Here is a 22,066-nt window from a genome sequence, read left to right as displayed (position 1 = left end):
GCGGTGGACTCACGCGCCGGGCGGTTCTCAGAAGTCTAGGGCACGCCATATGCCGTGATCGGCTTCCATGACGCCGGTCACTCGCACACGCCCGTCTCCTGCAACGACGTGTCATTGACGATCGCCGGGTCGATGTCCAGCTCTGCGACGACCTCTTCGCCGGTGACGGCGATGCCGGTCAGCTCCACCCCTGCAGGGATGTACTGCGCGATGCAGATCGTCCAGTCGCGCAGCACGGCATCGGCCACGCCGCCGAACTGGTTCTTGAGCGCATCGACCGAGATGTCGCTGCCCGCCAGCTGCAGTGCCGCGGGGGTCAGGACGATGTCGCCCTCCGCCGCGCTCGGGGTGAGGGCGACGCCGATCGGCAGTGTGATGCCGAAGAGGCTGAGCTCGGTCGTCATGGTCACGTTCGGCTCGGCGAGCCCGACGGAGTCGGTCGGGAAGCTCTCGATCGTGGACAGCAGCGTGCGCAGCTGCTCCTGGTCGAGCACGACGGTCGCGGTGGCCGTGCCGCCGGTGGACTCGCCGCGGATCGCGATGTCCTGTGCGTGGATCGTGACATCGCCGACGAACGCCTCGAGGGCGACGTCATCGGAGGAGACGGTGACATCGTCGAGACTGCCCTTGATCAGCTGGGGAAGCACGGCGCCCGCGACCACCACGTCGATCTGCTGGTCGGCGGGCAGCGAGAGCTGGGTGACCACCTGATCGCGGATCGTCTTGGTCACGATGTCCCTGGCGATCCACTCCCCCGCGAACCACGCCGCGATCGCGAGCCCCACGACGATGACGAGCGCGAGGAGCCACGGCCACGCGCGGCGGCGCTTCTTCGGCTCCGGATCGCCCTGCGTCCACACGGGAGGAAGGGGCTGCGTCGGTTGCGTGTCGCCGGTGGTCATCTCTGCCTACATCCGTTCGGGCGCATCGACGCCGAGGAGGTCGAGCCCGTTGCGCAGCACCTGGCCGGTGGCATCGTTGAGCCACAGACGCGTTCGATGCACACTGCCCACGGGCTCATCGCCGAGCGGGATCACCCGGCAGTTGTCGTACCAGCGGTGATACAGCCCCGCGAGCTCTTCCAGGTAGCGCGCGACGCGATGCGGCTCGCGGACTTCGGCGGCGAAGCCGACGATGCGCGGGAACTCCTGCAGTGCGCCGAGCAGTGCGGACTCGGTCTCGTGGTCCAGCAGCTCGGGGGCGAACTCGCTGCGGTCGACACCGGATGCCGCCGCGTTGCGCGCGACGTTGTGCGTGCGGGCGTGCGCGTACTGCACGTAGAACACCGGGTTGTCGTTCGTCCGCTTGCGCAGCAGCTCGGGATCGAGCGTGAGCGGGGAGTCGGCGGGATACCGCGCGAGTGAGTAGCGCAGGGCGTCGGCGCCGAGCCACTCGCGCAGATCGTCCATCTCGATGATGTTGCCTGCGCGCTTGGACAGCCGCGCCCCGTTGATCGAGACGAGCTGCCCGATCAGGACCTCGATGTCCTTCTCGGGGTCGTCTCCGGCCGCGCCGGCCAGCGCCTTCAGTCGGTGCACGTAGCCGTGGTGGTCGGCGCCGAGAAGGTAGATCTTGTGCGCGAAGCCCCGGTCGCCCTTGTTGAGGTAGTAGGCCGCGTCCGCGGCGAAGTACGTGTACTCGCCGTTCGAGCGCCGGATCACACGGTCCTTATCGTCGCCGAAGTCGGTGGTGCGCACCCAGACGGCACCCTCTTCGTCGAAGACGTGTCCCTGCGCCCGCAGACGATCGACGGCCTCGTCCACGAGGCTCGGCTCGCCGGACGAGCCCGCCGCGTGGAGCGTGCGCTCGGAGAACCACACATCGAAGTGGACGTGGAACTTCGCCAGCGACGCCTGCAGTTCGCCCAGCTGGAAGTCGTAGGCCAGATCGCGGGCGAGCGCGGCCTGCTGGTCGGCGTCCTGTTCCAGAAGGTCGGGCCGCGCCTCGATCACCCGCCGGGCGAGATCGTCGATATACGAGCCGGCGTAGCCGCCGTCGGGTGTGGGCTCGCCCTTGACCGCGGCGAGCACGGACTGGCCGAACCGCTCCATCTGGGCGCCGGCGTCGTTGATGTAGAACTCGCGCGCCACGGTCGCGCCGCTGGCCAGCAGCAGCCGCGCGATCGAGTCGCCCAGCGCCGCCCAGCGCGTGTGCCCGATGTGCAGCGGACCGGTCGGGTTCGCGCTGACGAACTCGACGTTGATCGTGTTCCCGCGCTGGGAGTCGTTCGTCCCGAATGCCGCGCCGGAATCGACGATCGTCTTGGCGAGCAGACCCGCGGCTGCGGCATCCAGCCGGATGTTGATGAAGCCGGGACCTGCGACCTCGACGCTCGCGATGCCCGGCGTCCGGGTGAGGTCGGCGGCGATCTCGGCGGCGAGCTCCCGCGGGTTCGCCCCGACCGCCTTCGCGAGCTTGAGCGCGGCGTTGGACGCCCAGTCTCCGTGATCGCGGTTCTTGGGGCGATCGACGGTGAAATCGGATGCCGTGAGCCCTGCCGTCGATCCCTCGCGTCGACCCTCGGCGATCGGGGTGACGACGGCGAGCAGAGCGGCGGCGAGTTCTTCGGGATTCATGGCCGCACCAGTCTACGTTTCCGCGACGGCCGCCCCGGGCGCAGGCCTACGCCAGCTGGATGAGTGCGGTGAAGTCGTCGGCGGACAGATCGGAGTCCGTCGACACGCGCTCGAGCGCACCGGGACGCCCGTCCCCTTCGAGCCCGTCCTCCGAGGCGGACTCGGGCATGACCCAGGCGTCGACGCGCATGTGGGCGAGGCCGACGTGGCCGCCGTGGTAGCTCAGGAACGCGCAGTCCGCAGCATCCCGTCCCGTGGCGATGCGCACGAGCGACCGGCGGTTCGCGAGGCGGGTTGCGTCGATCACGTACCACGCGCCGTCGTGGTACGCCTCGGCGACCGCGTGGAAGTCCATCGGCTGCAGGCCGGGTGCGTAGCAGGCGGCGTAGCGGGCCGGCATGTCCATCGCCCGCAGCAGCGAGATCACCACGTGCGCGTAGTCGCGACAGACGCCCTGGCCGGTCATCAGGGTCGTGACGGCGGAGTCGGTCCCCTGACTGAGGCCCGGGGTGTAGGTGGTGCTGGTCGCGACGAACTCCGAAACCGCCGCGATCAGATCGTGACCCTGCAGCCCCTTGAATTGGCGCCGCGCCTGCCCGAACACCTCGTCGGACTGGCAGTAGCGGCTCGGACGCAGATAGGTGATCGCCTCGAGATCGCTCGTGCGACCGCTCGTGGTCTGCCCGTCGACGGTCGCCTCGTATCTCACCTCGAGTCGGCCGGCCTCGCCGGTGAGGCGGTGCAGGCGACTGCCGGACTGGTCGACGATCTCAGTCGGCGTGTACACGCGCTCGCCCTGGGTGAAGGTCAATTCCTCGCTCACGATGGGCACATGCTGGGCCGCCGCGACCTGGAAAATGAGGTCGACGGACGACCCCAGCTCGAGGTCCAGTTCGGCGGTCACGACGCGTTGCACCGAAGTATCCTCGCACGCCCGATCGGGTGCTTCGCACGCAACCGCGAAGTCGGCTGATCCGGCCGCCCGCGAAGAGCGTGGAGACCCCGTTTCGGCGGCGCATTCCCCGGCCCCGGCAGGCGGTCTCGCCGCTCGATGGCGTCCGTATTCGGCGGACGACGGATCATCGTTTACCCTCGCTAGGTGACCACGCCGAACACCGCCTCCGCGACGCGCTCATCGCGCGCGCGAAGAGCGCGTCGGCTGTGGCCCTTCGCCGTCGCGGCGCTCGCGATCGCGGCGGTGTGCGCGGTCGCCGCACTGCGCCCCTGGGCGCCGGAACCGAGTGCCGTCGTGGCCACGGGACAGGAGCCGGTGGCGGTCGCCGTGGCGCCCGCTGCCCTGACCCTGCCCGAGCAGCCTCGTGTGCTGATCTTCGGCGACTCGTGGACCTACGGCTCGGCGGCGACCCTGCCGACCCTCGGCTATGCGTACCTGATCGGCGAGCAGCTCGGCTGGGAGACGATCGTCGACGGCGTCCGCGGCAGCGGCTACCTCAAGCCCGGACTGGACGGCGGCTCGTTCGGCGAGCGCATCGCAGCGCTCGACCCGACCATGGATCCCGACCTCGTGATCATCGAAGGGTCGATCAACGACCGGCGGCTGCCGGCGGCCGGCTATCGGGATGCCGTCACCTCGGCGTGGGACGCCTTGGCCGCCTTGTATCCGGATGCGACGATCGTCGTGCTCGGTCCGGCGCCTCAGGTGCTGCCGGTCGAGAAGGCCACGGTGCGCATCGATGCCGACCTCGCGGAACTCGCGGCCGCCCGCGGTTGGTGGTACATCTCGCCGATCGCTCAGGAGTGGATCACGACCGACAACTACGCCGAGGTCATCGACACGGGCATCGGGCGAGACCACCCCTCGACGAACGGGCACGCGTATCTCGCGACGCGGCTCGCGGAGGCGTTGTCCGCCATCAGCGGCGAGACGGATGTCATCGCGGACGCGCCCCACGACGAGGACCTGACCGGCCCCTGACGGGAACGGACAGGTGCGAGGCTGGTGATAACCTCGATCGGTACGCCTCCGTAGCTCAGGGGATAGAGCGTTGGTTTCCGGTACCAAAGGTCGCTGGTTCGATTCCAGTCGGGGGCACTGTAAGAAATCCCAGGGATGACCTGGGATTTCTTCGTTTCCCGGGCACAATGAAGATCGGCCCGGAGCCGAAGCCCCGGGCCGATCATCTGCGAACTTCGGTTCCCGTTTCCCGTTCCCTTGCGGGTCCGTTTCGTTTCCGTTTTCCATCTGCAAGACCAAAGATACTCATCGCCGAACCGTCGTCAAGAGTTCACTCCGAAGTCACCTCAATGTGAACATGAAGGTGAAGAATCCGAGCGCGCGCAGGCCTACTCGTGGCCCACGATCTTGAGCCCGATCACGCATCCGACGAGGCCGAGGATGAGCAGCATCCGGACGATCGAGAACGGCTCGGCGCCGGTGGTCATGGCGTAGGCCACGGTGAGCGACGCGCCGATCCCGACCCAGACGGCGTAGGCGGTTCCGGTCGAGATGTCGCGCATCGCCCAGGCCAGGCCACCCATGCTGGCGATCAGCGAGACGCCGAAGATCACACTCGGCCAGAGCTTGGTGAATCCCTCGGACTTGCCCAGGGCCGTGGCCCAGACGGCTTCGAGGATTCCGGATGCGACAAGGATGACCCACGACACGGGACTGCCCTCCAAAGGCCAGTCTTGTCGCTCACCGGGTACTGATCCGTCGTCCGGGGATCCGGTTCGGGATCCGTGGACCACGCTACCCGACCCCCCTGTGCACCCCCTGGGCACCGGTCGATCCTCGCTTCATCCGTCACCCGTGCACGCCGCGGCGCCCGATCCGCGTGCAGAGGTGACGGATGAACGCGGCGCGCGGACCTCAGACCAGGAACAGTCCGTCCAGCAGCCCGGGGTTGTGCGCGTGGACGAGCACCAGGAACACGACGGCGTCGAAAAGCAGGTGCACGGTGACGACGTAGGTCAGCGACCGCGTGCGCTTGAAGATGTAGGCCTGCACGAGGGCGAATGGGATCGTGAGCAGCGGTCCCCATGCCTGGTACCCCAGCTCCCACAGGAACGAGACGAACACGGTGGCCTGCAGCAGGTTCGCCTGCCAGTCGGGGAAGTGCCGCCGCAGCAGGGTGAAGACGATGCAGATGAAGAACAGCTCGTCCCAGATCCCCACCGCGCCGACTCCCACGAACAGGCGCGCGATCATCTCGGGCGTGTCCACGACCGGCCAGTTCGTGTAGACGCCCGAGGTGATGAAGTAGAAGGGCAGGATCAGCCAGCCGAGTGCGAGCACGGCGACCAGCCAGCTCCATTGGAACGCGGTCCACCGCCCGCCCCCGCGCCAGGGGAAGCGGATCGCGTGGTCTCGGAAGACGAAGCGCGACACGACGTAGGGCGCCACCACGGCGCCGCCCAGACCCAGGGAGAACCGGACGAATGCGAGGTTGTCCAGCTCCGCCGCGAGCGGGATGGAGCTGACGATCAGCAGGCCGAGTGCGATCAGCGACAGGTCGCGCACCAGGCTCGGCGTGCGCGATGAAGCGCCTGCCGGCGGGGCGATCGAGGCGCGCGCGGCGTCGGCTTCGGCATCCGTCCGCGAGCGCACCAGCCACGCCAGCAGCATCCCGGCCGCGAGCAGCACCCAGCCGAGCCATGCGATGCGCACCACGAAGAACGCAGGAGCGGCGAGGCACACCAGCAGTGCCGGGACGAGTCCGACCGAGACACGCGGGCGGACGCCGAGGACTGCAGTGGGGTGGGCGGGCACGCTCTCAGTCTCCCAGGGGATGGGCGATCTCATCCTGCGGCATGCGTGCGGCGAAGATGGCGATGATGCCGAACGCGAGCGTGAGGATGCCTGCCGCGGTGAAGATGACCTGCAGCGACAGCACTTCGGACAGCGGTCCGGCGAGCGCCATCGACAGCGGCATCAGGGCGAGCGAGACGAAGAAGTCCAGGCTCGAGATCCGTCCCAGCATGTGCCGGGGCACTCGCCGCTGCAGCAGGGTCCCCCAGATCACATTGCCGTAGCTGAACCCGAATCCCACGGTGAACAGCGACGCCATGAGCAGCCAGTACTGGTCGGTGAAGCCGACGATGATGAACGGCAGGGTGCTGACGCCCCACACCAGGTTCATCGTCGTCAGGTATCGGCGCGGAAGCTTCCTGGACGACACGAAGATCGAGCCGAGCACTCCACCTGCGCCGTAGACGGCCAGGAGGAACCCGAACAGCCGCGGATCCTCGCCGATCCGATCGCGGATGAGGAACGGCAGCAGCACCTCCTCGGGCCCGACCACGACGAGCACCCACAGCGTCGCGTACAGGAGCGTCCACAGCAGCCAGGGCGTGCGAACCGTGAACACGACCGCCTCGCGCAGATCGTGGAACACGCTCTTGGCGGAGTGATCCGCGGCCTCGGGGTCGCCGGAGCCGCTGTGCTCCCACGGCTGCTGCGCGGGCTCGGGTCGCAGGAACATCAGGATCACGAATGCGGCGCCGTGCGCGATGGCGATCACGACAGCCGCGTGCGCCGGGATCAGAGCGGCCAGGAGCATGCCGGCCGCTGCCGGGCCGGCGGCCTGCTGCAGGGCCGGGCGGATCGCTCCCTCGAGCCCGTTCGCGGCGAGGAGCTCTCCCGGGGGCAGCAGGCGCGGCAGGATCGCGCTGTACGCCGGGAAGAAGAACCCGGCTCCGGCACCGAGGATGAACGCGACGATCACGAGCTGAGGGATGCCGACCGGACCGAATGCCCCGACCACGACCACGGAGGTGATCGCGAGGAACTCCGCGAGCGAGACGGCCCGCACGATCAGCCGGCGCGAGATCCGGTCCGCGACGATGCCGCCGGGGATCGCGCACAGCAGCAGTCCGGTGGCGTTGGACGCCGCCACCAGCGACAGCTCGACCGGCCCTCCGCCGATCGCGATGACCGCGTAGACCATGACGACGGCCCACATGCCTGCCGCGAAGATCGACAGCACGACCGCGCTGAACAGTGCGCGGAAGTCGCGGTGCGCGAGCGGCCGCAGCATCCGCCAGCGATCGCGCGGGGCGGCGGCGGGTGTCGTCCGGTCGCCGGGGGCGACGGATGCCGCATCATCGCCGTCGGTCATCCGCGGTGCCGTCGCACGTAGGCCAGGTCGCGGATGGCGCGACCCGCGCGCGCCCCCTTGCGCTCGAATGCGGTCAGCACGCGGCCGGGGAACCGGTCCGCCCACTCCCCCTCGAACGAGCGCGCGAACTCGGGCGCGGCATCCAGCACATCGCGCATCTGCCGCGCGTACTGCTCCCAGTCGGTCGCGAGCCGGAGCACGCCGCCGTCTCGCACGGCACCGGCGGCAAGCGTCGCGAACTCGGGCGTCAGGAGCCGCCGCTTGTTGTGCTTGTTCTTGTGCCACGGGTCGGGGAAGAAGACCCACAGCTCATCGACGGATGCCGGGGGCAGCAGGTGCTCGAGCACTTCGGGAGCGTTCGCCTCGACCAGGCGGAGGTTCTCGACACCCGCCTTCTCGGCGCCCAGCATCGTGCGGGCGAGCCCGGCGGTGAAGACCTCGATCGCGAGGAAGTCGGTCTCGGGCGCCGAGGAGGCGGCATGGATGATGGCGTGACCCTGGCCCGAGCCGATCTCGACCACCAGGGGCGCATCCCTCCCCCAGACGTCGCTGGGCGTGATCGCCGCGCCCGGCCGCACACTCGTCGCGGCGTCATCGCGCGGTGCGTCGATGACATAGCGCGGGGCGAGGTCGGTCCAGGCGCGCTCCTGACCGTCGGTCATCCGGCCGTTGCGGCGGACGAACGAGACGGGGCGGTCGCGGAAGGCGGCGGGTTCGGACACCCCTCCAGGCTAACCAGGCGCGCCGACGCCGCGGGCTCGCGTTCAGTCCGTCACGAAGTCGATGAGCTCCTCGACACGGCCGAGCAGGGCGGGGTCGAGGTCGCGATAGCTGCGGACCCGGCCGAGGATCCGCTGCCACGCGCGGGCGAGGTCGGCGGGGGTCTCAGCGGGCCATCCGAGCGCACGGCACGTGCCCACCTTGATGTCGGTCCCCCGTGGCACCTCCGGCCACTTCGCGATGCCCATGGCCTGAGGAGTCACGCACTGCCACACATCGACGTACGGGTGTCCCACGATCCGGACGAACCGGCCGTGGCGCCCGCGCATGATCGCCTCGGCGATCCGGGACTCCTTCGAACCGGTCACCAGATGATCGACCAGGACGCCGTACCGGCGCTCGGCCGACGGCGGCTCGTCATCCAGCGCCGCTTCGAGGAGGTCGATGCCCTGCAGATACTCGACGACGACGCCCTCGGCGCGCAGGTCGTCTCCCCACACCTTCTCGACGAGCTCGGCATCGTGTCGGCCCTCGACCAGGATCCGGCTGGCGCGTGCGACCCGGGCGCGGGTCTCGGGTGCGGCGAACGATCCGGATGCCGTCCGCCTCGGCGCGGTGGCAGGCGCGGCTGCCGGCAGGGTGAGCACGACGTCGTCGCCGTCGACGAGGAAGCCGGGTCCCAGCGGGAAGAGCCGTCGACGGCCGAGCCGGTCCTCGAGCTCGACGAGCCCCGAGGCGACCCCTACGACGGCCCCGCAGAACCCGTCGGCGGCCACCTCGACGACCAGGTCGGCGGATGCGGCGATCCTGGGCACCTCGCGACGTCCGCGGGCGCGCCAGCCGTCCGCGAGCACGTCGCCCGGGTATCGATCGTCCATGGGTCCTCCGAGTTCGACACGCTACCGGCGGACGCGCCGGAACCCGTCGCGACCCGCCCGTCCGCGTGCGGCGAAACTCCTACCGCGGCCCGCCCGCGCGTGAATAGACTCGATCTTCGGGGCCTGCACTGCGCGTCCCCGAGGAGGGGAACGATGCGTGCGCGACGGGCAGCGATGCTCACCACGGCATTGGGTGCGTTCCTGGCGGTGCTGCTGCTCTCGGTCACCCCGGCCGCTGCGACACCACCCGTCACACTCGGCTCCGGGTACGTGCTCGATGACGTCGGCGCGCTGTCGGACAGCCAGGAGTCGGAGGCGCAGGCACGCCTGGAGCAGCTGAAGACCGACACCGGACTTGATCTGTGGGTCGTGTACGTCGACGAGTTCACCGAACCGGCCGGCTCCGAGGAATGGGCCAACGACACCGCTGAGCAGAACGGGCTCGGACCGACGCAGTACCTGCTCGCGGTCGCGACCGAGTCCCGCCAGTTCTACCTGTCGGGCGACTCCTCCGGCCCGCTCACCGGTGACCAGCTCGCTGCGATCGAACAGGCGATCCAGCCCGAACTCGTCGCCGAGGACTGGGTCGGCGCGGTCGATGCCGCGGCGACGGGCATCGAGGACGCGACGGGCTCCGCGGCGGGAGGATTCCCCACGGGGCTGATCATCTTCCTCGTGATCGCGGCGATCGCGATCGTGGTGATCGTGATCGTCGTCCGTCGCCGTCGGAAGAAGGTCGGCGGCCAGGGGGCACCGGCAGGACCGGTCGAGCAGATCGATCTGAAGGAGCTCGCGCGACGTGCATCCTCGGCGCTCGTGGAGACCGACGACGCGGTCAAGACGAGCGATCAGGAGCTCGGCTTCGCCCGCGCCCAGTTCGGCGATGCCGCCACCGTGGAATTCGCGCAGGCGCTGCAGACCGCGCGCGAGAACCTCAACAAGGCGTTCACGATCAAGCAGCAGCTCGATGACAGCACCGCCGACACCGACGAGCAGACCCGCGCCTGGAACGTCGAGATCCTGCGGCTCTGCGAGGAGGCCAACAAGGGTCTCGACGACAAGGCGGCCGACTTCGACGAGCTGCGCAGACTCGAGCAGAATGCGCCCGAGTCGCTCGCACGCGTGCAGGAGCTTCGCGACAAGGCGGCGGCATCCATCGACACGGCCGACGAGCACCTTCGCTCGCTCGCGGCCGGCTACGCGCCGGAGGCGCTCGCCACTGTGGCCGACAACCCCGAGCAGGCTCGGCAGCGCATGCAGTTCGCCGACGAGCAGCTCGCCCTCGCGCAGACGGCGATCGGCGAGGGCAAGGGCGGTGAGGCGGCCGTCAGCATCAAGGCCGCGGAGGAGGCCGTCGGCCAGGCCATCCTGCTGGAGGACGCGATCGACAAGCTGGGTCGCGACATCGCCGCGGGCGAGCAGAGCGCCGCGGCCCTCATCACCGAGCTCGAGTCCGACATCGCCACCGCGTCCGCGCTGCCCGACGCCGACGGCCGGGTCGCGGGCGCGATCGCAGCGACCCGCCAGCAGGTCGACGCGGCGAAGGCGAGTCTGGTCGGAACCGCGCGGCGCCCGCTGCAGACGCTGCAGAGCCTCGAGGCGGCCGACGCCCAGATCGACGGAGTCATCGCCGGCGTGCGGGATGCGGCGGCCAAGGCGCAGCGCGCCCAGCAGATGATCGGCCAGCAGATCATGCAGGCGCAGGCCCAGGTGTCCGCCGCTGAGGACTACATCGTCGCGCGGCGCGGTGCGATCGGCGCCGAGGCGCGGACCCGCCTCGCGGAGGCCGGTGCGGCGCTCGTGCAGGCGCAGCAGCTGCAGACGGCGAACCCCGAGCAGGCGCTCCAGTACGCGCAGCGCGCCAACCAGCTCGCCGGGCAGGCGATCCAATACGCCCAGAACGACGTGAGCGCTTTCCCGAGCAGCGGTGGCGGCGGCATGGTCGGCGGCAGCGGCGGCGGCAACGGCGGAGGAATGCTCGGCGCCGTGCTCGGCGGCATCGTGATCAACTCCCTGCTCGGCGGAGGGGGCGGCTCCGGCCGGGGCAGCTCCTCCGGTGGCCTGGGAGGCATGTTCGGCGGGGGCGGCGGCGGACGCATGAGCCCCGGCAGTTTCGGCGGTGGCGGCACACGCGCTCGCCGAGGAGGTGGTCGCTTCTGAGCAGGCCCGAGCGACGGCATCCATCAGCCCACGACAGTACGTTCTGAACCATCGATAGGAAGGAAACCCAGATGGCCAAGCAGTCCATCTTCGGTCGCATCTCGACCCTCCTGAGGGCGAACATCAACTCGATGCTCGACTCCGCCGAGGATCCCCAGAAGATGCTCGACCAGCTCGTGCGCGACTTCACCAACAGCATCGCCGATGCGGAGTCGGCGATCGCCGAGACGATCGGCAATCTGCGTCTGCTGGAGCGCGATCACGAGGAAGACATCCAGGAAGCCGCCGAATGGGGCAACAAGGCCCTCGCTGCCAGCAAGAAGGCGGATCAGCTTCGCGCGTCGGGCAGCACGGCGGATGCCGACAAGTTCGACAACCTCGCCAAGATCGCCCTGCAGCGCCAGATCGGCTCCGAGCGCGAGGCGAAGGCCGTCGAGCCGACGATCGAGTCTCAGACGGAGGTCGTCGCCAAGCTCAAGGACGGCCTCAACGGCATGAAGCAGAAGCTCGAGCAGCTCAAGAGCAAGAGAAGCGAACTGCTCGCGCGCGCGAAGACCGCCGAGGCCCAGAACAAGGTGCACGATGCCGTCAAGTCGATCGACGTGCTCGACCCGACCAGCGAGCTCGGGCGGTTCGAGGACAAGGTCCGCCGTCAGGAGGCGCTGGCGGCCGGCAAGGAGGAACTGGCCGCATCGAGCCTCGATGCCCAGTTCAACAGTCTGGACGACATGGGCGAGCTGACCGAGGTGGAGGCGCGGCTCGCAGAGCTGAAGGCGGGCACCGTCCCGGCACAGCAGGCGATCGACGCCTCGACGGCGCCGTACACGCCGTAGCGCGACGAGGACGGGCGGGATCCCTGCGGGGCTCCCGCCCGTTCCGCGTGTCGGTCTGCCGTCGATGTGAGGGAGGATGAGCGCATGGCCCGATTCGTGATCGTTCCGCAGTGGCAGGGGTCGCCGTCATCGCGCGCGATGCAGCTCATCGACGGGGCGCAGGCGATCGCCGGCGACCTTCCCCGTGCCGCATGCACGACCGTCGACATCCCGCTCGAAGCGGGCGAGGCCGTGGGGACGGGCGTGCACCGATTCAGCACCCTCCGTCGCACCCGCGAACTCGTCGACCTCGAGCTGGCGCCGATCTCCGACCCGGTCATGCTGATCGGCGGCGATTGCGGGGTCGCCGTCGGGGCGGTCGGTCACGCCGCGCGCCGCCATCCCGGGCTCGCCGTGGTCTGGCTGGACGCGCACCCCGATCTGCACACCCCCGGCTCCTCGCCGTCCGGTGCCTTCAGCGGCATGACCCTCAGGGCGATACTCGGCGAAGGCGCAGACGGTCTCACACTCGATGGCGCCGCCGTCACCGCCGATCGACTCGTGCTGGCCGGCGCTCGTGAGTACGACCCTGCCGAGGAGGCGGTGGTGACCGACCTCGGCCTCACCACGCTCGACGCCCGCGCCCTCTCCGACTCCGACGCGCTCGCAGCGGCCGTCGCCGCGACCGGCGCACCGGCGGTCTACATCCACGTCGACCTCGACGTGCTCGACCCCTCATCGATGTCCGGAGTGACGGCATCCGTCCCCTTCGGCGTCTCCCTCGCCGACCTGCTGGCCTCCATCGGACGTGTCCGCGCGACCCTGCCGCTGGCCGGTTCGAGCATCACCGGCTTCGCGCCCCCCTCGCCCGCGGCCGCAGTCGACGATCTGGGCACGATCCTGCGGATCGTCGGGGCGCTCGCGTGAGTCCGATTCCGGATCCCCCGGCAGGATGGCGCGAGACGGCCGATCGCGCCGTCGCCCGCGGACGGCGGGTCGACAGGTTCCTGCCGTTCCTGGACTCGCCGCTGAGCCACGCCGGCTACGTCTGGGGAACCACGGTGGGGTGGATCTGGGGGTCGATCTGGAGCACCGGCCGCGTGGAGCGACGCGCTGGGCTGTGGGTGTTCCGCGGAATGCCGCGCTGGGCGTTCCGGCGCGGCGGTGTCTGCGTCGGCGGCTGCTATCTCACAGGCGACGATCGCGTGACCGACCGCGTGCTGGCGCACGAGGCGGTCCACGCCAGGCAATGGCGCCGCTACGGCTTCCTCATGCCGCTGCTGTACCTGCTCGCGGGACGCGATCCGCTGCGCAACCGATTCGAGATCGAGGCGGGGCTGGAAGACGGCAACTACGTCCCGCGCCGCGCGAACCGATGAGGTGTGGCCGAGCACGTCGGCCACACCTCATCGTCTGACTGCGAGGACTACTCGCCTCCGACGGAGTGCGGGTTGCAGCCGACGTTGCCCTCTCCTGGCACGCTCACGTACGAAGCGCCGCGCGAACTCCACTGCTTGCGCAGCTCCTGCGGAACGTGACCCCAGTTCTGGACGTTGCCCGGGCCGGCCTCGCCGCCTTCCTCGCCGTCCTCCAAACCGGAGTACACGCACAGTGACCGCGCGTGGCCCGGTCCGCCCGTCGGGTCCCCGTTGCCGTTGACCTCGCCGGCGAATGCAGCGCCGCTCGAGCCGAAGATCAATGCCGCACAGATCGCAGCGCCAACCAGTGTCTTCTTCATTGCAACTCCACACACTCACGCGCGCGCGCCCCAATTCACGCTCGCTGTCGGTCCCCAGAAGTCGACTGCGGCATGTCTAGCACCGCTGCAATACCGGGACAAGACCCCTCGGACGCGACGACGCTCACGCGCGGCCCGCTGAACGACGGTGCACGCGACGGGGCACGGTCGCGAGCGTGAGGAGTCAACGCGCGGTGGCGAGCCCGAAGCGTGCAGGCGTGTGGATCGCCTCGGCGGCGACTCCACGACGGCTCGTGAGGTGGTCGACGATGTCGGCCGTGCCCAGGTATCCGCCCATGAGGAAGATCCGCGTGTGGTCGTCGTCCTCGCAGAGCATCTCGTCGGCCCACGCGTTCACGGCGCGTGCCAGGGCCTGGCCGGGCGCGCAACTGCGACCCGAACCGGGCTCCCCGGTGCGGGCGGCGCGGTCGAGCCAGGTGACGACCATGCGACTCGGCGCATCGAGCTCGGTAAGCCATGCGGCGTCCGGGATCTCGATGAACACACGGCCCGTCGAGCAGATCGGCAGCGTCGCCAGCAGCGCCTCGAGCTCGGCCAGCGACGACTCGTCGGCCGTGATCAGGTGCTGCACGCGCGTGTGCCGCAAGGAGCGGCAGGCTGCGGCGTTGTGCTCGGTGGTATGTGACATGGCCCTTCAACTATAGCGCGAACGAAGGGTTGCCTAACCTTGCTTACGCTGTGAGTCAGTCGGCCGAGGTCGGGCCGGGATCGATCAGCGCCTGTCGCAGGGCATCGATCTCCGCCGTGGTGAGTCCGTTGGCGCGAAGGTAGCCGCCAACGGATCCGTGCTGCGTGGTGATCGCGTCGAGCAGACCCTGCATGACGGCCGCGGGAGATCTGGTCGCGAGGTCCTCGAGATGAACCGCCTCGGGATGCAGGGTGCGCAGCCGGGCGACGATGCGCCGGTTCCGCCATTTCGGGAGGAGGGACTCGGTGCGCGCGTAGTCGGCGACCACGGCGTCGTGGTCCACGCCCGCAGCGGCGAGCGCGAGGGCGACCGTGACACCGGTGCGGTCCTTGCCGACCGTGCAGTGGACGAGGACGGGCTGCGCGGCCGCGATCCCCCGCACGACCTCGACCACGCGATCCGCGGAGTCCTCTACGAGCCGCCGGTACATCTCATCGAGAGAGATGTCGTCCGCGAAGAACGACGCAACCGAGCCCAGGAACAGCGGCACCCGCAACGTGGTGAGTTCCAGGCCACCCACTCGGCTGGGCGCATGCGCCACCTCCTCGTCGGCGCGGAGATCGATGATGTGACGGATGCCGAGACCCCCGAGCGCGGCGACGCCGTCGGGGTCGAGCCGGGCGAGATTGCCGGAGCGATAGAGCACGCCCCACCTGGTCCGGTCGGTCCCGGCGGGAAGTCCCCCGACGTCGCGGAAGTTGACGGCGCCGGGTACGACGGGGTCGCCGGGCGTGCTCACCACGCCGCGCCCGTGGCGGCGTCCCGGTCCTCTCCCACCAGGTCCTCGCGCGGGGGGACGCCGTAGCGTCCCGCGATGGCGACCCGGTTGAAGGCGTTGATCGAGACCAGGATCCAGCTCAGGCCCACGTACTCGCGTTCGCTCAGGATGGCGCCCACCCGGTTGTAGACATCGTCGGGGACGCCGTCCTCGTGGATGAAGGTGAAGCACTCGGCCAGTTCCAGTCCGGCGCGCTCGCGCTCGGAGAAGACCCCGGACTCACGCCACACCGGAATCTGCGCGATCGTGTCGGCCGTGACCCCTGCCTTGGACGCCCGCTCGACGTGCACGCGCACACAGAACGCGCACCCGTTCAGCTGCGAGACGTGGATCTGAACCAGCTCTTTGAGCCGCGCATCCACCTCTGCCTCTTCGGCGATCGCGCCCACCGCCTTCGAGAACGCGGCAAGCGTCTTGTAGGCCTCCGGAGCAGACTTCGACAGGTGCACGCGGGCGAGTTCGCTCATTGCGCCAGCCTACCGAGCCGTCCGCGGAGAGGACCGGGCAAGGGCAGAATGACAGGGTGAGCGAACCCGTCGACGAGTTTTCCTTCCTGGCCGGTCAGGCCGCCGACTTCGGCATCGATGAGCCGATCCCGCGCGGCGAGCGCGTCGGACTCACGCTCCCCGACGGACGGAGCCTGAGCGCGCTGCGGTATGGCGATGCGCCTCCGGTCGTGACCTTCCTGCACGGGGCCGGGCTGAACGCGCATACATGGGACACGACGATCCTGGCCCTCGGCCTGCCGGCCCTCGCGATCGACCTGCCCGGCCACGGTGACTCGTCGTGGCGCCCCGATTTCGCGTACACCGGCCGAGTGCTCGCACCCGACGTGGCCATCGGGATGGAGACGTGGACGAGCGGACCGCAGCTGCTGGTCGGGCAGTCCCTCGGCGGCTTGACGGCGGCCGCCTTGGCGGCATCCCGACCCGATCTGGTGCGTGAGCTGGTGATCATCGACATCACGCCCGGGGTCGATCCGAACGCGGGCCCGACGCAGATCCGCGAGTTCTTCGCAGGGCCGACCGACTGGGCGACGCGCGACGAGCTCGTCGATCGCGCGCTCGCCTTCGGCCTGGGCGGCACGCGCAAGGCCGCCGAGCGGGGCGTGTACTTCAACTCGCGGATCCGGCCGGACGGGCGGGTGGAGTGGAAGCATCACTTCGCGCACCTGTCCGCGGCGATGGCAGCCTCGCCCGAGTTCGCCGCGGCCGCCGCGGCGCAGCAGGATGCCGTCTCGTCGGTGCTCTCGGAGACGGGATGGGACGATCTCGCCGCTGTCAGCGCCCCGATCACGCTCATCCGCGGCGACCACGGCTATGTCACGGACGAGAACGCCGCACAGTTCCAGGAAAGGGTGCCGGCCGCATCCCTCGCCGTCGTCTCCTCCGGTCACAACGTCCAGGAGGAGGTGCCTGTGGAACTCGGCGCGCGCCTCCGGACGTTCTCGGGGAACGGTTAACGCTTGTATTGCGTTCCATGTAGCGGGCGCCTGACCAGGTTCGGGCGTTCTCTAGGCTGGACTATCGGACCGACCTGAGATCCTCAGGATCGCCGCCCGAGGCATCCGCACAGCAACGGATGACCTCCGAAAGGACCCCCATGCTTCGCCGCACCGCTCTTGCCGCCACCGCCCTGCTCGCCGCCGGAGCGCTTCTGCTCACCGCCTGCACGGGTGGGTCGACGCCCGATGCGACGACCACGGCGGAGCCGGACACCGACGCGTCGGCCGTGATCCGGCTCGTGCTCGAGCCGGGCAACCTCGACATCCGCGAGACGGCGGGTGCGGCGCTGGATCAGATCCTGGTCGACAACATCTACCAGGGGCTGGTCTCGCGCACCCCGGAGCAGGACATCGTCCCCGCGCTGGCCGAGGACTGGACGGTCTCCGACGACGGCCTGACCTACACGTTCACGCTGCGTGAAGGGGTCCTGTTCCACGATGGGCAGGAGCTGACCCCGCAGGACGTGGTGTGGTCGCTGACGACGCGCAAGAACACCCCGGAGTGGCGGGACTCGGCGCGGCTCGCGAACGTGGCCACCATCACGGCGGAGGGGCAGGAGATCACCCTGACCCTCACCGAGCCGGACTCGAGCCTGCTGTGGAACCTGACCGGGCGCGCCGGACTGATCCTGAAGGAAGGCGACACGGTCGACTACCAGACCAAGGCGAACGGCACCGGACCGTTCACCCTGTCCAGCTGGAAGCAGGGCGACAGCATCACGTTCGCCCGCAACGACGCCTACTGGGGCGACAAGGCCCAGGTCGCCGAGATCGTATTCGCGTACATCCCCGACAACCAGGCCGCGCTCAATGCCGCGCTCGCCGGCGAGGTCGACGCGGTCACCGGGTTCGACGCGAATCTGAAGGAGCAGATCGAGGCCACCGGCGAGTTCGCGCTCGTCCTCGGTGCGTCCACCGACAAGGGCACCCTCGCGTTCAACCAGGCACCGGGCAGCCCGCTCGCCGACAAGCGGGTCCGCCAGGCGATCCGCCAGGCCATCGACCACGACGCGTTCGTCGAGGCGCTCGCCTCCGGCGAAACCCTGTACGGCCCCATCCCGTCGCTGGATCCCGGATTCCAGGACCTGTCCGATGTCGCCCCGTACGACCCCGAAGCGGCCAAGGCGCTGCTGGCCGAAGCCGGAGTGGAGGACCTCACCCTGACCCTGACCATCCCGAGCTTCTACTCCACCACCATCCCGCAGATCCTCGTCTCGGACCTAAACGAGGTCGGCATCACCCTGCAGGTCAACTCGGTCGACTTCCCGACCTGGCTCAACGACGTCTACGTCAACAAGGACTACGACCTCAGCTTCGTCCTGCACACCGAAGCGCACGACTTCGAGAACTGGGCCAACCCGGACTACTACTTCACCTACGACAACCCCGAAGTCCAGGACCTCTACGCGCAGTCCCTCGCCGCCACCGACGAAGCCGAAGCGGCCGACCTGCTCGCCCAGGCCGCACGCATCGTGTCCGAGGACGCCGCCGGCGACTGGCTCTACAACGGCGCCTCCGTCGTCGCCGTCGGCACTAACATCACGGGTATGCCCTCGATCAACGTCAACGAGCGGCTCAATCTCGCAGAGCTCGCCAAGAGCAACGGGTGATCCGCTACACGCTGACGCGATCGGCCCTGCTCCTGCTCGGGCTCCTCGTCGCCAGCGTGCTGATCTTCCTCACCCTGCGGGTGCTGCCCGGTGACATCGCACAGCTGATCGCCGGCACCAACAGCACGCCCGAGCAGATCGAGGCCATCCGGGAGCGACTGGGACTGAACCAGCCGCTCCCGGCCCAGTATCTGGACTGGATCGGCGGGGTCTTCCGCGGTGATCTGGGCTCGTCCCTGCTGACCGGCTCGAGCGTGACCTCCGAGCTGGCGCAGAAGGCGCAGGTGACCGTCCCGCTCGGCATCATGGCGCTCACGATCGCGATCCTCTTCAGCATCCCGCTCGGTGTGATCTCGGCGATGCGCCGGCGTCGCGGCGGCGGCACCGCCTTGAGCGTGGGCGCGCAGGCGCTGGCCGCGGTGCCCGTCGTCTGGGCGGGCATGATGCTCGTCGTCGTGTTCGCGGTCTGGCTCGGCTGGCTGCCCGCACAGGGCTTCCCGCGCGCGGGATGGAACGACCCCGCCGCCGCCTTCCGGTCGCTCCTGCTGCCGGCCCTGACGATCGGCATCGTCGAGGGAGCGATGCTCATGCGGTTCGTGCGCAGCGCGACGATGCAGGCGGTCGGTCAGGATTACGTCCGGACTGCCGCCGCGAAGGGGCTGACCCGCAATGCGGCGCTCATCCGCCACGGACTGCCGAATGTCGGCCTCTCGGTCATCACCGTCCTCGGCCTGCAGGTCGCCGGCATCATCGTCGGGGCGGTGGTGATCGAGCAGCTGTTCTCCCTGCCGGGAATCGGACGGATGCTGGTCGCCGACGTCAGCGCGCGAGACCTGCCGAAAGTGCAGGGCGAGCTCCTCGTGCTGACCGGATTCGTGCTCGTCGTCGGATTCGTCGTCGATCTCGTGCACCGCGTGATCGATCCCCGCCAGCGGGAGGCGTCATGAGGTGGGGATGGCTGCGGCGCCTGTGGAGCCTGTCCACCGGCCGCTTCGGACTCATCGTGATCGCCGTCGTCGTCGTCACTGCGATCGTCTCCCTGTTCTGGACGCCGTTCGACCCGCGGCAGGTGAACATCGCGGAACGGTGGGCGCTCCCCGGCTGGCCGCACCTGCTGGGCACTGACGGGTCCGGTCGCGACATCCTGAGTCTGCTCATGGCCGGCTCCCGCACGACCGTGATCGTCGCCGTCGGCGCCGGCGTGATCGCCACGGTGATCGGGGTGGCCCTCGCGGCGCTCGGAGCACTCACCGCGCGCTGGATGCGGGAGTCGGTGGCCGTCTTCGTCGACATCCTGATCGCCTTCCCCGTGCTGATCATCGCGATGATGATCAGCGCCGTCTGGGGCGGCTCGCTCGCGGTCGTGATCTGGTCGGTCGGCATCGGCTTCGGCGTCAACATCGCGCGCGTGACCAGACCCGAGCTGCGCCGCGTGCTGCACAGCGACTTCGTGCTCGCCGGCCGCGCGTCCGGTCTCTCGCCGATGCAGAATCTCTGGCGGCATCTCCTGCCGAATGTGGCGCCGGTCTTCATCGTCCAGCTGTCATGGGGAATGGCGGTCGCGGTGCTCGCGGAGGCGGGCCTGTCCTACCTCGGATTCGGAGCCCCGGTGACCGAGCCGTCCTGGGGACTTCTGCTGGCCGAGCTGCAGCAGTACATCACGGTCTATCCCCTGTCGGTCCTGTGGCCCGGGCTGGCCATCACCTTCACCGTCCTGGGGCTGAACCTCCTCGGCGACGCGCTGCGCGAGGCGACCGACCCCACCCTCTCGCGGGGCCGCGACCCCCTGCATCCGCCTCGTGGGGCGATCCGGCACGTCCCGGAGGTGGTCGCGTGAGCCTGGAAGTGCGCGACCTCACGGTGGACATCGACGGCCGTCGCATCGTGGACGGCGTGTCCTTCGACGTGCCGGACGGGGCCCGGGTCGGCCTGATCGGGGAATCCGGATCGGGCAAGTCGCTGACCGCCCTCGCGATCCTCGGACTGCTGCCCGACGGCGCCGAGGCGGGGGGCAGCGTCCGCTGGAACGACCGCGAGCTCATCGGCATGCCGGACCGCGAGCTCGCGACCCTGCGCGGGGATGAGATCGGGATCGTCTTCCAGGAGCCGCGCACCGCGCTCAACCCGATCCGCACCATCGGGCGACAGATCGCCGAGTCGGTCCGCATCCATGAGGGTCTCTCCCGCTCCGAGGCTCGCGCCCGAGCCGTTGCCGAGGCGTCGCGGGTCGCCCTCCCCGACCCGGAGCGCATCGTGGCGAGGTATCCGCACCAGCTCTCCGGCGGCCAGCGTCAGCGCGCCGCGATCGCCATGGCACTCGCGTGCCGCCCGCGCCTCCTGATCGCCGACGAGCCGACCACCGCGCTGGATGTCACGATCCAGTCCGAGATCCTCGAGCTGATGCTCTCGCTCGTCGAGGACGACGGCATGTCGCTGGTGTTCATCACCCACGACCTCGCGGTGCTCTCGCAGATCGCCACGCACGGTGTCGTGCTGGACGAGGGCCGGGTCATCGAATCGGCGCCCGTCTCGACGCTGCTGACCGCACCGGGCTCGGTGGTCGCGCAGGGTCTGCTGCGCGATGCGACGGCGACCCTGTGGCGCGCGCCGGCGAGCAGCTGGCCTGGGCCGGAGCCCCGGAGAGAACGGCCGGTCTCGGGCGAGGGAGGCCGGCATGACTGAGTTCCTGGTCCGCGCTCGGGGCCTCACGCGCCGGTACCCGGTGCCGAAGACGGCCCTGTTCGAGCGCACGACGTACACGACGGCGCTGGCCGACGCGGACCTGGACGTGCGCAGCGGCTCCGCGGTCGGGATCATCGGCGAGTCCGGCTCCGGCAAGTCCACGCTCGTGCGCCTGCTGCTGGCCCTCGACACACCCAGCGAGGGCACGGTCGAGTTCGACGGACGACCCGTGGATGCCGCGGCGCGGGCGCACGACCTGCACTGGCTGCGCCGCGACACCGGCATCGTGTTCCAGGATCCGTACGCGTCCCTCGATCCGCGCATGAGCGTGGGCCGCATCGTGGGCGAGCCGCTCTGGGCGCTCGGGATCGACGGCGACCGTCGGGCGCGCGTGCGGCAGGTGCTCGAAGAGGTCGGCCTGGAAGCGGCGATGGCGGACCGGTTCCCGCACGAGTTCTCCGGCGGCCAGCGTCAGCGGATCGCCATCGCCCGCGCGGTCGTGCATCGCCCCCGCCTGCTCGTCGGCGACGAGCCCCTGTCGGCCCTCGACGTGACGGTGCGCGCGCAGATCCTCGAGCTGCTCAGCGAGCTGCGGATCCGCGACGGACTCACCCTCGTGCTGGTCTCGCACGACATCGGCGTCGTGCAGAACCTCTGCGACGAGGTGGTCGTGATGAAGGACGGACGCATCGTCGAGGAGGGACCGACCGAGAAGGTGCTCCAGCAGCCTCAGGTCGCCTACACGCGTCGTCTGCTCGCCTCGATCCCGGTGATCGAACCCGGCGGCTGACCCCGGACTGCTCGCTAGGCACCGCGCCGGG

At 69.7% G+C, this 22,066-nt stretch carries 23 protein-coding genes, 1 tRNA gene and 1 riboswitch; of the genes, 12 read left to right on the top strand and 12 right to left on the bottom strand.

Features of this window, described 5'->3' with window-relative positions; translation table 11 throughout:
• Nucleotides 1–77: 77 nt before the first annotated feature.
• The 3 genes from BM349_RS06685 to BM349_RS06675 are packed head-to-tail and all read right to left on the bottom strand — an operon-like array spanning nucleotide 78 to nucleotide 3,492.
• Nucleotides 78–902, bottom strand: coding sequence for an LmeA family phospholipid-binding protein (locus tag BM349_RS06685; RefSeq protein WP_091705368.1), 825 nt, complete (start codon nucleotides 900–902; stop codon nucleotides 78–80).
• 6 nt (nucleotides 903–908) lie between these two features.
• Nucleotides 909–2,576 carry an arginine--tRNA ligase gene (argS, locus tag BM349_RS06680; RefSeq protein WP_091705367.1) on the bottom strand — a complete coding sequence of 556 codons (1,668 nt, stop codon included), beginning with the start codon at nucleotides 2,574–2,576 and terminating at the stop codon, nucleotides 909–911.
• A 46-nt stretch (nucleotides 2,577–2,622) separates the two neighbouring features.
• A complete protein-coding gene (locus BM349_RS06675) occupies nucleotides 2,623–3,492 on the bottom strand; it encodes a transglutaminase-like domain-containing protein (protein ID WP_091705364.1) in 870 nt (289 codons plus the stop codon).
• Between the two features lie 183 nt (nucleotides 3,493–3,675).
• Here BM349_RS06675 and BM349_RS06670 point away from each other — a divergent pair, with 183 nt between their 5' ends.
• Nucleotides 3,676–4,512 carry an SGNH/GDSL hydrolase family protein gene (locus BM349_RS06670; RefSeq protein WP_254773772.1) on the top strand — a complete coding sequence of 279 codons (837 nt, stop codon included), beginning with the start codon at nucleotides 3,676–3,678 and terminating at the stop codon, nucleotides 4,510–4,512.
• A gap of 44 nt (nucleotides 4,513–4,556) precedes the next feature.
• Nucleotides 4,557–4,629 (top strand) — tRNA-Arg (locus BM349_RS06665).
• Nucleotides 4,630–4,880: 251 nt separating this feature from the next.
• Here the strand turns inward: BM349_RS06665 and BM349_RS06660 are convergent.
• From BM349_RS06660 to BM349_RS06640, 5 genes are all read right to left on the bottom strand, one after another.
• Complete coding sequence (locus tag BM349_RS06660; RefSeq protein ID WP_091705362.1) at nucleotides 4,881–5,201, bottom strand: DMT family transporter; 321 nt, start codon at nucleotides 5,199–5,201, stop codon at nucleotides 4,881–4,883.
• Nucleotides 5,202–5,214: 13 nt separating this feature from the next.
• A riboswitch (guanidine-III (ykkC-III) riboswitch) is annotated at nucleotides 5,215–5,279 on the bottom strand.
• 127 nt (nucleotides 5,280–5,406) lie between these two features.
• Complete coding sequence (locus BM349_RS06655; protein WP_091705360.1) at nucleotides 5,407–6,339, bottom strand: CPBP family glutamic-type intramembrane protease; 933 nt, start codon at nucleotides 6,337–6,339, stop codon at nucleotides 5,407–5,409.
• Nucleotides 6,311–7,573, bottom strand: coding sequence for an MFS transporter (locus BM349_RS06650; RefSeq protein ID WP_254773854.1), 1,263 nt, complete (start codon nucleotides 7,571–7,573; stop codon nucleotides 6,311–6,313). Before BM349_RS06650 ends, BM349_RS06655 begins: the two co-directional genes overlap by 29 nt.
• 77 nt (nucleotides 7,574–7,650) lie before the next feature.
• Nucleotides 7,651–8,316, bottom strand: coding sequence for a tRNA (guanosine(46)-N7)-methyltransferase TrmB (gene trmB / locus BM349_RS06645; protein ID WP_217645667.1), 666 nt, complete (start codon nucleotides 8,314–8,316; stop codon nucleotides 7,651–7,653).
• Nucleotides 8,317–8,418: 102 nt separating this feature from the next.
• Nucleotides 8,419–9,252: a DUF3097 family protein gene (locus BM349_RS06640; protein ID WP_091705352.1), complete on the bottom strand. Its 834-nt coding sequence runs from the start codon at nucleotides 9,250–9,252 to the stop codon at nucleotides 8,419–8,421.
• A 153-nt stretch (nucleotides 9,253–9,405) separates the two neighbouring features.
• Here BM349_RS06640 and BM349_RS06635 point away from each other — a divergent pair, with 153 nt between their 5' ends.
• The 4 genes from BM349_RS06635 (at nucleotide 9,406) to BM349_RS06620 (ending at nucleotide 13,603) form a co-directional block, all read left to right on the top strand.
• The gene (locus tag BM349_RS06635; protein WP_091705349.1) at nucleotides 9,406–11,412 is read left to right on the top strand and encodes a TPM domain-containing protein; all 2,007 of its coding nucleotides are present in this window, start codon (nucleotides 9,406–9,408) and stop codon (nucleotides 11,410–11,412) included.
• A 71-nt stretch (nucleotides 11,413–11,483) separates the two neighbouring features.
• The gene (locus tag BM349_RS06630) at nucleotides 11,484–12,245 is read left to right on the top strand and encodes a PspA/IM30 family protein (protein ID WP_091705347.1); all 762 of its coding nucleotides are present in this window, start codon (nucleotides 11,484–11,486) and stop codon (nucleotides 12,243–12,245) included.
• A gap of 84 nt (nucleotides 12,246–12,329) precedes the next feature.
• Nucleotides 12,330–13,151, top strand: coding sequence for an arginase family protein (locus tag BM349_RS06625; RefSeq protein ID WP_091705344.1), 822 nt, complete (start codon nucleotides 12,330–12,332; stop codon nucleotides 13,149–13,151).
• Nucleotides 13,148–13,603, top strand: coding sequence for a Fe-S oxidoreductase (locus BM349_RS06620; RefSeq protein ID WP_091705342.1), 456 nt, complete (start codon nucleotides 13,148–13,150; stop codon nucleotides 13,601–13,603). The genes BM349_RS06625 and BM349_RS06620 overlap by 4 nt, the downstream gene beginning before the upstream one ends.
• A gap of 47 nt (nucleotides 13,604–13,650) precedes the next feature.
• On the opposite strand, the gene BM349_RS06615 is transcribed toward BM349_RS06620, so the two are convergent.
• The 4 genes from BM349_RS06615 to BM349_RS06600 form a co-directional block, all read right to left on the bottom strand.
• Entirely contained in the window at nucleotides 13,651–13,962 is a 312-nt protein-coding gene (locus BM349_RS06615; protein ID WP_091705339.1) for a hypothetical protein, read from the bottom strand.
• 184 nt (nucleotides 13,963–14,146) lie between these two features.
• Nucleotides 14,147–14,611, bottom strand: a complete 465-nt coding sequence (locus BM349_RS06610; protein WP_091705336.1) for an SIP domain-containing protein — start codon at nucleotides 14,609–14,611, stop codon at nucleotides 14,147–14,149.
• Nucleotides 14,612–14,666: 55 nt separating this feature from the next.
• Complete coding sequence (locus tag BM349_RS06605) at nucleotides 14,667–15,410, bottom strand: tyrosine-protein phosphatase (RefSeq protein WP_091707168.1); 744 nt, start codon at nucleotides 15,408–15,410, stop codon at nucleotides 14,667–14,669.
• Nucleotides 15,407–15,916, bottom strand: a complete 510-nt coding sequence (locus tag BM349_RS06600) for a carboxymuconolactone decarboxylase family protein (RefSeq protein ID WP_091705333.1) — start codon at nucleotides 15,914–15,916, stop codon at nucleotides 15,407–15,409. Before BM349_RS06600 ends, BM349_RS06605 begins: the two co-directional genes overlap by 4 nt.
• 56 nt (nucleotides 15,917–15,972) lie before the next feature.
• On the opposite strand from BM349_RS06600, the gene BM349_RS06595 reads away from it, so the two are divergent.
• The 6 genes from BM349_RS06595 to BM349_RS06570 all read left to right on the top strand — a co-directional run bounded on the left by BM349_RS06595 (nucleotide 15,973) and on the right by BM349_RS06570 (nucleotide 22,035).
• A complete protein-coding gene (locus BM349_RS06595; protein WP_091705330.1) occupies nucleotides 15,973–16,911 on the top strand; it encodes an alpha/beta fold hydrolase in 939 nt (312 codons plus the stop codon).
• A 140-nt stretch (nucleotides 16,912–17,051) separates the two neighbouring features.
• Nucleotides 17,052–18,563 (top strand): ABC transporter substrate-binding protein, encoded by a 1,512-nt coding sequence (locus BM349_RS06590; RefSeq protein WP_091705328.1) that lies wholly within the window; start codon nucleotides 17,052–17,054, stop codon nucleotides 18,561–18,563.
• Nucleotides 18,560–19,510, top strand: coding sequence for an ABC transporter permease (locus tag BM349_RS06585; RefSeq protein ID WP_091705326.1), 951 nt, complete (start codon nucleotides 18,560–18,562; stop codon nucleotides 19,508–19,510). The genes BM349_RS06590 and BM349_RS06585 overlap by 4 nt, the downstream gene beginning before the upstream one ends.
• Nucleotides 19,507–20,400 carry an ABC transporter permease gene (locus BM349_RS06580; protein WP_091705323.1) on the top strand — a complete coding sequence of 298 codons (894 nt, stop codon included), beginning with the start codon at nucleotides 19,507–19,509 and terminating at the stop codon, nucleotides 20,398–20,400. The genes BM349_RS06585 and BM349_RS06580 overlap by 4 nt, the downstream gene beginning before the upstream one ends.
• Nucleotides 20,397–21,245 carry an ATP-binding cassette domain-containing protein gene (locus BM349_RS06575; RefSeq protein WP_091705320.1) on the top strand — a complete coding sequence of 283 codons (849 nt, stop codon included), beginning with the start codon at nucleotides 20,397–20,399 and terminating at the stop codon, nucleotides 21,243–21,245. Before BM349_RS06580 ends, BM349_RS06575 begins: the two co-directional genes overlap by 4 nt.
• Nucleotides 21,238–22,035: an ATP-binding cassette domain-containing protein gene (locus BM349_RS06570; RefSeq protein WP_175525223.1), complete on the top strand. Its 798-nt coding sequence runs from the start codon at nucleotides 21,238–21,240 to the stop codon at nucleotides 22,033–22,035. The genes BM349_RS06575 and BM349_RS06570 overlap by 8 nt, the downstream gene beginning before the upstream one ends.
• Nucleotides 22,036–22,066 lie beyond the last annotated feature (31 nt).

Source organism: Microbacterium sp. cf046, assembly GCF_900114345.1.
Taxonomy (GTDB): Bacteria; Actinomycetota; Actinomycetes; order Actinomycetales; family Microbacteriaceae; genus Microbacterium.
Note: the sequence above shows the minus strand (reverse complement) of the source record. Positions and strands in the feature narration are given on the sequence as shown.

Coding starts and splice junctions, on each gene's coding strand:
- BM349_RS06615 (WP_091705339.1), bottom strand. CDS start 13,962: ATGAAGAAGACACTGGTTGGCGCTGCGATCTGTGCGGCATTGATCTTC.
- BM349_RS06590 (WP_091705328.1), top strand. CDS start 17,052: ATGCTTCGCCGCACCGCTCTTGCCGCCACCGCCCTGCTCGCCGCCGGA.
- argS (WP_091705367.1), bottom strand. CDS start 2,576: ATGAATCCCGAAGAACTCGCCGCCGCTCTGCTCGCCGTCGTCACCCCG.
- BM349_RS06570 (WP_175525223.1), top strand. CDS start 21,238: ATGACTGAGTTCCTGGTCCGCGCTCGGGGCCTCACGCGCCGGTACCCG.
- BM349_RS06610 (WP_091705336.1), bottom strand. CDS start 14,611: ATGTCACATACCACCGAGCACAACGCCGCAGCCTGCCGCTCCTTGCGG.
- BM349_RS06650 (WP_254773854.1), bottom strand. CDS start 7,573: ATGCTGCGGCCGCTCGCGCACCGCGACTTCCGCGCACTGTTCAGCGCG.
- BM349_RS06625 (WP_091705344.1), top strand. CDS start 12,330: ATGGCCCGATTCGTGATCGTTCCGCAGTGGCAGGGGTCGCCGTCATCG.
- BM349_RS06640 (WP_091705352.1), bottom strand. CDS start 9,252: ATGGACGATCGATACCCGGGCGACGTGCTCGCGGACGGCTGGCGCGCC.
- BM349_RS06580 (WP_091705323.1), top strand. CDS start 19,507: ATGAGGTGGGGATGGCTGCGGCGCCTGTGGAGCCTGTCCACCGGCCGC.
- trmB (WP_217645667.1), bottom strand. CDS start 8,316: ATGACCGACGGTCAGGAGCGCGCCTGGACCGACCTCGCCCCGCGCTAT.
- BM349_RS06600 (WP_091705333.1), bottom strand. CDS start 15,916: ATGAGCGAACTCGCCCGCGTGCACCTGTCGAAGTCTGCTCCGGAGGCC.
- BM349_RS06655 (WP_091705360.1), bottom strand. CDS start 6,339: ATGAGATCGCCCATCCCCTGGGAGACTGAGAGCGTGCCCGCCCACCCC.
- BM349_RS06630 (WP_091705347.1), top strand. CDS start 11,484: ATGGCCAAGCAGTCCATCTTCGGTCGCATCTCGACCCTCCTGAGGGCG.
- BM349_RS06685 (WP_091705368.1), bottom strand. CDS start 902: ATGACCACCGGCGACACGCAACCGACGCAGCCCCTTCCTCCCGTGTGG.
- BM349_RS06635 (WP_091705349.1), top strand. CDS start 9,406: ATGCGTGCGCGACGGGCAGCGATGCTCACCACGGCATTGGGTGCGTTC.